Source organism: Novosphingobium guangzhouense (assembly GCF_002896965.1).
In the GTDB taxonomy this organism is placed as follows: Bacteria; Pseudomonadota; Alphaproteobacteria; order Sphingomonadales; family Sphingomonadaceae; genus Novosphingobium; species Novosphingobium guangzhouense.
Genome location: NZ_LYMM01000095.1, coordinates 188,142 through 194,819, shown reverse-complemented (window position 1 = coordinate 194,819; position 6,678 = coordinate 188,142). Strand labels below are relative to the sequence as shown.

The window sequence follows — 6,678 nt, the reverse complement described above, 5'->3', positions numbered from 1 at the left end:
GGTCGAGCGCTTCGTGCAGCGCGTGCCAGTTGCCGATGTCGGACCAGTCCATGTCCGCCGGGACCATCGCCGCGCGGGTGGTGTTTTCCATCACCGCATAGTCCACCGAAACGCTGGGCACTTTCGCGAAGAGATCGGCGTCGGGGTGGAAGCGCTGCCCGTCCTCGGTGCCCTTCGCCACCGCTTCGGCCACGCTGGCGGCAACATCCGGACGATGCTGCTCCAGTTCGGTCAGGAAATCCTTGACCCGAAACGCGAAGATGCCGCCGTTCCAGGCATAGATACCCTCTGCCAGAAACGCCTGCGCGCGTGCCAGATCGGGCTTTTCGACGAATTGCGCGGTGCGGAAACCGCCGTGCTCGGGGATCGCATCGCCGCGCTTGAGATAGCCGAAGCCGGTTTCCGGCCGCGTCGCCTCGATCCCCAAGGAGACCAGCCAGCCCTGTTCTGCCAGCTTTGCCGCAGCGGCCGCAGCCACCGCGAAAGCCTCGACATTGCCGATGTGGTGGTCGCTTGGGCACACGAGCATCACGGCATCTTCGGGCAGCCGGTACGCGGCCAGCGCGATGGCGGCGGCGGTGTTGCGGGCAGAAGGCTCGACGATGACCTGCGCGCCCGCTCCGACGCCGGCAACCGCCCCAAGCTGCGCCTCTACATGGCCAAGGTGCTTGTGGCCGGTGACGACCACCGGCCCGGCAAAGCCCGCAGAACCGGGGCAGCGTGCCAGGGCCGCTTCGAAAAGAGTACTCTCGCCCACCAGCGGCAGGAATGGCTTGGGCATCGCCGCCCGGCTGCGCGGCCAAAGCCGCGTACCACTGCCGCCGCACAGAATAACAGGAACAAGGATCGACATAAGGGAAGTGTTGCTCGTCACGTGACGGATACCGATGCCATGGTCATAGCTGCCGATTGTGCCGATGCAAACGGCGCTGCGCATGTAACCGGTCAATAAAACCACCGCTGGCGCCATCTATACAACGCTTCAACTTGGTTGCCCCCTGAATCAGTTGCCGGACGGAAGCGAAAACGCCGGGTTGCAAGGTCACAGGTGATACGGTCGGCTTGCGGATCGGGGCTCGGCTGGATCACGCGGCATGAGGTGACCCGGCCGTCGCGCCCCACCGTCAAGTCGATGGTAACCGAGGCCCCGACCCGCAAGTCCCGCCCGGCCCGCGGATAGTCCCTGGCCGAGTTGATATCGCCGGCGATCTTCACCGTCGGCGACCCTCCACCGCCACCGCCGGGGCCGGCCCCGCCCGCACCTGCTCCGGTCCCGGAACCGTTTCCCGCCGCGCCCGTCCCTTCACCCCGGACAGCGGCCCCTGCATCGTTCTGCGTACCATTGCCCACAACGGCGGGCGCCTGCGTAGGGAGAACGACCACCGGGGCCTTCGGTGCCGCGACCGGCCGCGGCGTGGCTTTCCGCCCCGCAGGCGCCGCGCGCCCTTGCTCTTTCGGAGCCGAGGTCGCCGGCGCCGAGGAAGCGCTTGGTACCGATGGAGAGGGAGGATCGGCCGAGATCGTGAACGCCTGCGTCACCGTCCGTGCGATCCGGGCGGGAAGATCAGGCGTGAACGCCCGCACCAGCCCGATCAGGGCCGCGACATGAATGAGCAGAACCACACCGGCCACCTTCCAGCGCGCAGCGCCGTCCTGCCTGTACCTGTTACCGGATCGCCTGCCCGTCATTCCGGGCCTGATCGCACGAGCGCACAAGCGGGTGCAAGCTTTGACAAGCGGACAACCGACGATCATTCCATTTTGCAAAATACAATTCCGATATGCGAAGAATGGAAGAGGGCGGCACGATGGACGAGAGATTCGAACCGGTGATCTGCGAGCATGGCGGCGTTGGCCTGGAAGGGTTTTGCGCCCGCCCGAAAGGCAGCGGAGCCCATGCGGCGGTGTTGATGGTCCCCGGCGCGACCGGCCCCGGCCCCAGCTTCGCCGCTGCGGTCCAGACGCTGGCCGACGCCGGATATCTTGCCATCGCCATCGACATGTACGGACGCGGCGCCGATATCTCGACCCCGCAGACTGCCGGCCGGTACTTCGCCGATCTGATGGCCCGCCCCGACGTGCTGCGTGAACGTATCGTCACCTGGTTCCAAACGGTGCGCGCCCTGCCTGACGTCGATGCAAACAGGGTAGCGGCGATCGGCTACTGCTTTGGCGGAAAGTGCGTTCTCGAACTGGCACGCAGCGGCGCGCCCGTCCGCGCGGTGTCGAGCTTTCACGGGCTGCTCGCCACTCATGCCCCGGCCAGACCCGGAGCAGTGCCCGCACGCATCGCAGTCTGGACCGGAGGCCGCGATCCTTATGTGCCGCGCGGGGATTTCGACGCCCTTCGTGCCGAACTGGACGCGGCCGGGGCAGACTACGCCGCAACCGAGTTCGCGCGGGCCTGCCACGCGTTCACCGACCCCGACCATGACGGTATCGCCGAGGGGATAGCCTATGATCCGACGGCACATCGAATTGCCTGGAGCGGCACTCTTGCGCTGCTCGAAGTGACCCTCGCGGCATGATTGACTGAACAGGTGTTCCAATTAGGTGACACTCTCAAGCATATTCACTTTTGCGATATGATATTCCCAATTGTGAACTGAAAGCCGCGCAGTTATTCTTGCAAAGCGACGGGGGATTCGTAGGCTTTCCCTCAGGCAAGAACGACTGCCGGGCATCGGCAACAGGGAGAGAACTGGCGCTTAGGGGGCGTCGATCACTGGCCGGCTTTGCCGTGCCGGCCGCTTCCCCGACTTCGATCATCCAGCCAAATCCCCGCGCGGACCGGCAAAGGCCGGCCGTCCCGCAGATCGTCCTGCCGACAATGAGAACAATGTTTCCGGAGGAGAGGAGAGGTCATGATTGCACGAAAGTTGAGGGGACAACTGACACATGGCGTGGCGCTGCGGGCAATGGCCTGCGCGGGGCTGGCGCTTTCGGGGCTGGCGACAACCCCGGTGCGGGCACAGGGAATGAGCCCGGACGAGATCATCGTCACCGCCCGCCGCACCGAGGAACGCCTGCAGGATGTGCCGATCTCCATCACCGTGTTCAGCGGCGACCAGATCGAGAAGCGCAACATCGCGGTCGCCTCGGACCTCGCGGCCTTCACGCCTTCGCTCTCGGTGAACACGCGCTACGGCCCTGAAAAGTCGACCTTCTCCATCCGCGGATTCAACCAGGATGCATCGACCGCGCCGACCGTGGGCGTCTATTTCGCCGACGTCGTGGGCGTGCGCGCACAAGGCGGCACGGCGGGCGGCAATACCGTGGGTGCGGGCGCCTTCACCGATCTGCAGAACGTGCAGGTTCTCAAGGGGCCGCAAGGCACCCTTCAGGGCCGCAACACCACGGGCGGCGCCGTGCTGCTGGTGCCATCCAAGCCGACCGACCTGCTGGAAGCCTCGATCGAGGGGACTTACGGCAACTACGACCAGCGCCGCGTGCAGGCGATGTTCAACGCCCCGCTGGCGGACACCTTCAAGATCCGCGTCGCGATCGACCGTAACGAACGCGACGGCTACATGAAGAACCACTCCGGAATCGGGCCCAGGGACTTCAACGACGTCAACTACTTCTACGGCCGCCTGAGCATCGTCGCCGACCTGACGCCGGACCTGGAGAACTACACGATCTTCCACTACAGCCGTTCGGACACCAACGGCTATGCATCGCATTACGAGTTCTGCGATCGCAACCCGACCTCTCCCTTCGCCGGGGGCAACCTCACGCGGTATTACACCTCGCTTGCCGCCTGCGACCAGATCGACCGGCAGGCGGCGCGGGGCGACGGTCCGCTTGACGTCGAGGTTGGAAATCCCAATCCGCGCATGTTCCTGCGTACGTGGCAGGCGATCAACACCACGACCTGGCAGGCCAGCGATACCATCACGATCAAGAACATCGCCAGCTATGGCGAATATCGTGAACAGAGCCAGTTCCAGCTCTACAGCGACAACTTCTTCGTGCCGGACACCGACGTCACACGCTTTTATGCCGGACTGTTCGGACCGCAGGTCGGCGGTCGGTTCGACTATATCCAGCTCGGCACCATGCCCAATTACAATGCCGCAGCGGAATCGACCGTTACCGAGGAACTGCAGCTGCAGGGGCGCTCGGCAGACGGCAAGCTCAATTACGTGATCGGCGGATACCTGGAATTCAGCCGCCCGATCGGGTGGAACCAGCAGCGCACCGGTATTTACGGCAACTGCACCGATCCCGGCACCATGGACTGCGCGGCGGGCCTGCCGCTCTCCGCCGCGTCGCCCATTCCCGGCACGATCATTTCCGAATCGCGCACCCGGATGAAGTTCGACAACCATGGCGTCTTCGCGCAGGGCACCTACAACTTCACGGACAAGCTGGCCCTGACCCTTGGCGGCCGCTGGACCTTCGACAAGATCGACGGTCTTTCCGAAAGCAACCGCTGGGTCTACGTCCAGCATCCGACATTCGGCTACATCGTCGCCAGCCGGGTCTGTAACGACAATCTCAACCACCCGACCGTGAACCTCGTCGCCAATGGCGGAGACACTTCGGCCTGCCGGACCCGCATCGTCAACAAGTCCAACAAGCCGACCTGGCTGATCGACTTCGACTTCAAGCCGACGCCGGACACGCTGATCTATGCCAAGTATGCGCGCGGCTATCGCCAGGGCACGGTGAACTTCACCAACCCCGGCATCGAGACCGCCCTGCCCGAAAAGGTCGACGCTTATGAAGTGGGCGCCAAGCTGACCTTCCGCGGCGCCCTGCCCGGCTACTTCAACATCGCCGGGTTCTGGAACGACTTCTCCGACCAGCAGGTCTTCGGCGCGCTGATCGCCAAGGAAGGCAGCGGCCTTGTCGGCGGCGCTGCGATCATCAACGCGGGCAAGTCGGTGATCCGGGGCGTCGAAGTGGACGCGGGCATCACCCCCGTGCAGGGTCTGCGCTTCTCGGCGGGCTACACCTACCTCGACACCGAGCTGAAGGAACTGGTTCCGCCGCCGCTGTCGGCCGACAGTCCGTTCGAGGAGATCATCCCGCGCGGCGCGATCGGCGGCCCGCTTACCTATTCGCCCAAGCACAAGATGTCGCTTTCCGGCGATTATGCGGTGTCGCTGGGTGAAAACGTGGGCGAACTCAGCTTCGGGGCGATCTTCACCTATACCGCCAAGCAGCTGGTGGACGGCAGCATCGAAGTGCCGGGCTACAGCCTGCTGAACCTGAATGCGGGCATTGCCGATATCGGCGGCACCGGCTTCGACGTGATGCTGTTCGCGCAGAACGTCACCAACAAGAAGTATCGCACCACAACGGGCGGTGGCTACGATTCGGCCGGGATCGGCGATTTCATGTACGGCCCGCCGCGCATGTACGGCCTGCGCCTGAAGTACAACTTCGGCCGCTGACCTCCACAACAAGAACCCCGCGCCGCCGAGTGCGCGGGGTTCGTGACGGCCCCTGGGCCGAACCTGGGCCACGCCTTGACCGGCGTGGCCTTTTCACATGTCAGGCCAGCAGGCCGAAACTGTCATGCCGCATCACCGCCTTGCCGAGCCGGTCGACGAACTGGACGATCACCGGCGGATCGACCCTTCGGGTGATCGCCCAAAGGTAATAGCCGTAAGTCACCCCCTCGCGGTACTGCGCCCAGGCGTCCTCCTCGCCCGGCATCGTCATGCCATGGCCGCGCATCATCGCCAGGTATTCGCCAAGCAGCCGCCGTTCTTCCGCTTCGGCCACATCGGTCGGCAGCACCGCATTCAGGTGATAGGCCACATCAAGCGCCCAGCCCCCCCGCTGGAGCAGTTGCCAGTCGATCACGCCCATCCCTTCGGCGGTCCTGAAGATGTTCCCTGCATGAGCGTCTCCATGGATCAGGAACTGCGGCCTTGCGCCATCGCGCGCCGCAAGCGCCTTGATCGCCACCGCAAGGTTGGCCGCGCTGCGCACGCGGGGAGAAAGGTTGTCCCCGCGCGGCCCGTCGAGCAGGTCCTGCAGCGCTTCGGGCGTGACGTAGCTCATCTTCGCCAGTTCCGCCGCGCGGGGGCGTATCCAGTCGGCGCCTTCAAGCAGATCGCTGCGCGCATGAAGCCGGGCCAGCTGCGTCAAGCTCTCCAGCGCATCGTCGGCCGTGAACGGGTCTAGCGCCGAACAGAACCGCGCACCATCGGCGATCAGGTCGCGCATGATCGTCACCGCCTGTTGTCCTTCTCGGTCGATCACAGTGGCGACGCAAGCGGGCACTCGCAGGTCGATGACCGGCGCGATCCGGTTGTAGAAGTCCGATTCGAGCACGCAGGTCGGCCCGCCGCGCGCAGTCATCGCGTCCACGTCGAGCAGGCCCTTGAGGCAGAAGCCCTGCCGCTCGCCATCCGCGAAGGTCACCGCAAAGCGCACCTTGGTGGCAACGGTGCGGATCAGCTCTACCTGCTCTACCTGCGCAATCCCGCGCCCGGCCGCGGTTTGCGCCAGTGCTCCCGCCAGCCATTGCGGATCGAGCGCCTGTTCCAGCGTTGCCGGAACCGCGATCTGCGGCCGCGCGGGGATCCGCCTTTCAAGGACGTCAGACATGCCTTTTCCCTTTCCCGATATCTGTTGCTTCGGCTTGACCTAATTCGCCATTTCGTTCCATCCTTCGCAATATAGAATTTCATCGGTCAAGCGATGGTAACGAAAACGGGA

At 64.6% G+C, this 6,678-nt stretch carries 6 protein-coding genes; 3 read left to right on the top strand and 3 right to left on the bottom strand.

Going from position 1 to position 6,678, the window contains the following annotated elements; genetic code table 11:
• The coding region (locus A8V01_RS26795; RefSeq protein ID WP_103099291.1) for a mannose-1-phosphate guanylyltransferase at positions 1–853 on the bottom strand (853 nt) is incomplete at its 3' end.
• Between the two features lie 92 nt (positions 854–945).
• Positions 946–1,215: a TonB family protein gene (locus A8V01_RS29500; protein ID WP_245892858.1), complete on the bottom strand. Its 270-nt coding sequence runs from the start codon at positions 1,213–1,215 to the stop codon at positions 946–948.
• Between the two features lie 199 nt (positions 1,216–1,414).
• Here A8V01_RS29500 and A8V01_RS29495 point away from each other — a divergent pair, with 199 nt between their 5' ends.
• The 3 genes from A8V01_RS29495 (at position 1,415) to A8V01_RS26780 (ending at position 5,402) form a co-directional block, all read left to right on the top strand.
• Positions 1,415–1,609, top strand: coding sequence for a hypothetical protein (locus A8V01_RS29495; protein WP_245892857.1), 195 nt, complete (start codon positions 1,415–1,417; stop codon positions 1,607–1,609).
• Positions 1,610–1,808: 199 nt separating this feature from the next.
• Positions 1,809–2,528 (top strand): dienelactone hydrolase family protein, encoded by a 720-nt coding sequence (locus tag A8V01_RS26785; RefSeq protein WP_103099290.1) that lies wholly within the window; start codon positions 1,809–1,811, stop codon positions 2,526–2,528.
• Positions 2,529–2,864: 336 nt separating this feature from the next.
• Positions 2,865–5,402, top strand: a complete 2,538-nt coding sequence (locus A8V01_RS26780) for a TonB-dependent receptor (RefSeq protein WP_103099266.1) — start codon at positions 2,865–2,867, stop codon at positions 5,400–5,402.
• Positions 5,403–5,502: 100 nt separating this feature from the next.
• Here the strand turns inward: A8V01_RS26780 and A8V01_RS26775 are convergent, their stop codons facing one another.
• Positions 5,503–6,567, bottom strand: a complete 1,065-nt coding sequence (locus A8V01_RS26775; protein ID WP_103099265.1) for a phosphotransferase — start codon at positions 6,565–6,567, stop codon at positions 5,503–5,505.
• Positions 6,568–6,678: the final 111 nt, after the last annotated feature.

Coding starts and splice junctions, on each gene's coding strand:
- A8V01_RS26785 (WP_103099290.1), top strand. CDS start 1,809: ATGGACGAGAGATTCGAACCGGTGATCTGCGAGCATGGCGGCGTTGGC.
- A8V01_RS26780 (WP_103099266.1), top strand. CDS start 2,865: ATGATTGCACGAAAGTTGAGGGGACAACTGACACATGGCGTGGCGCTG.
- A8V01_RS26775 (WP_103099265.1), bottom strand. CDS start 6,567: ATGTCTGACGTCCTTGAAAGGCGGATCCCCGCGCGGCCGCAGATCGCG.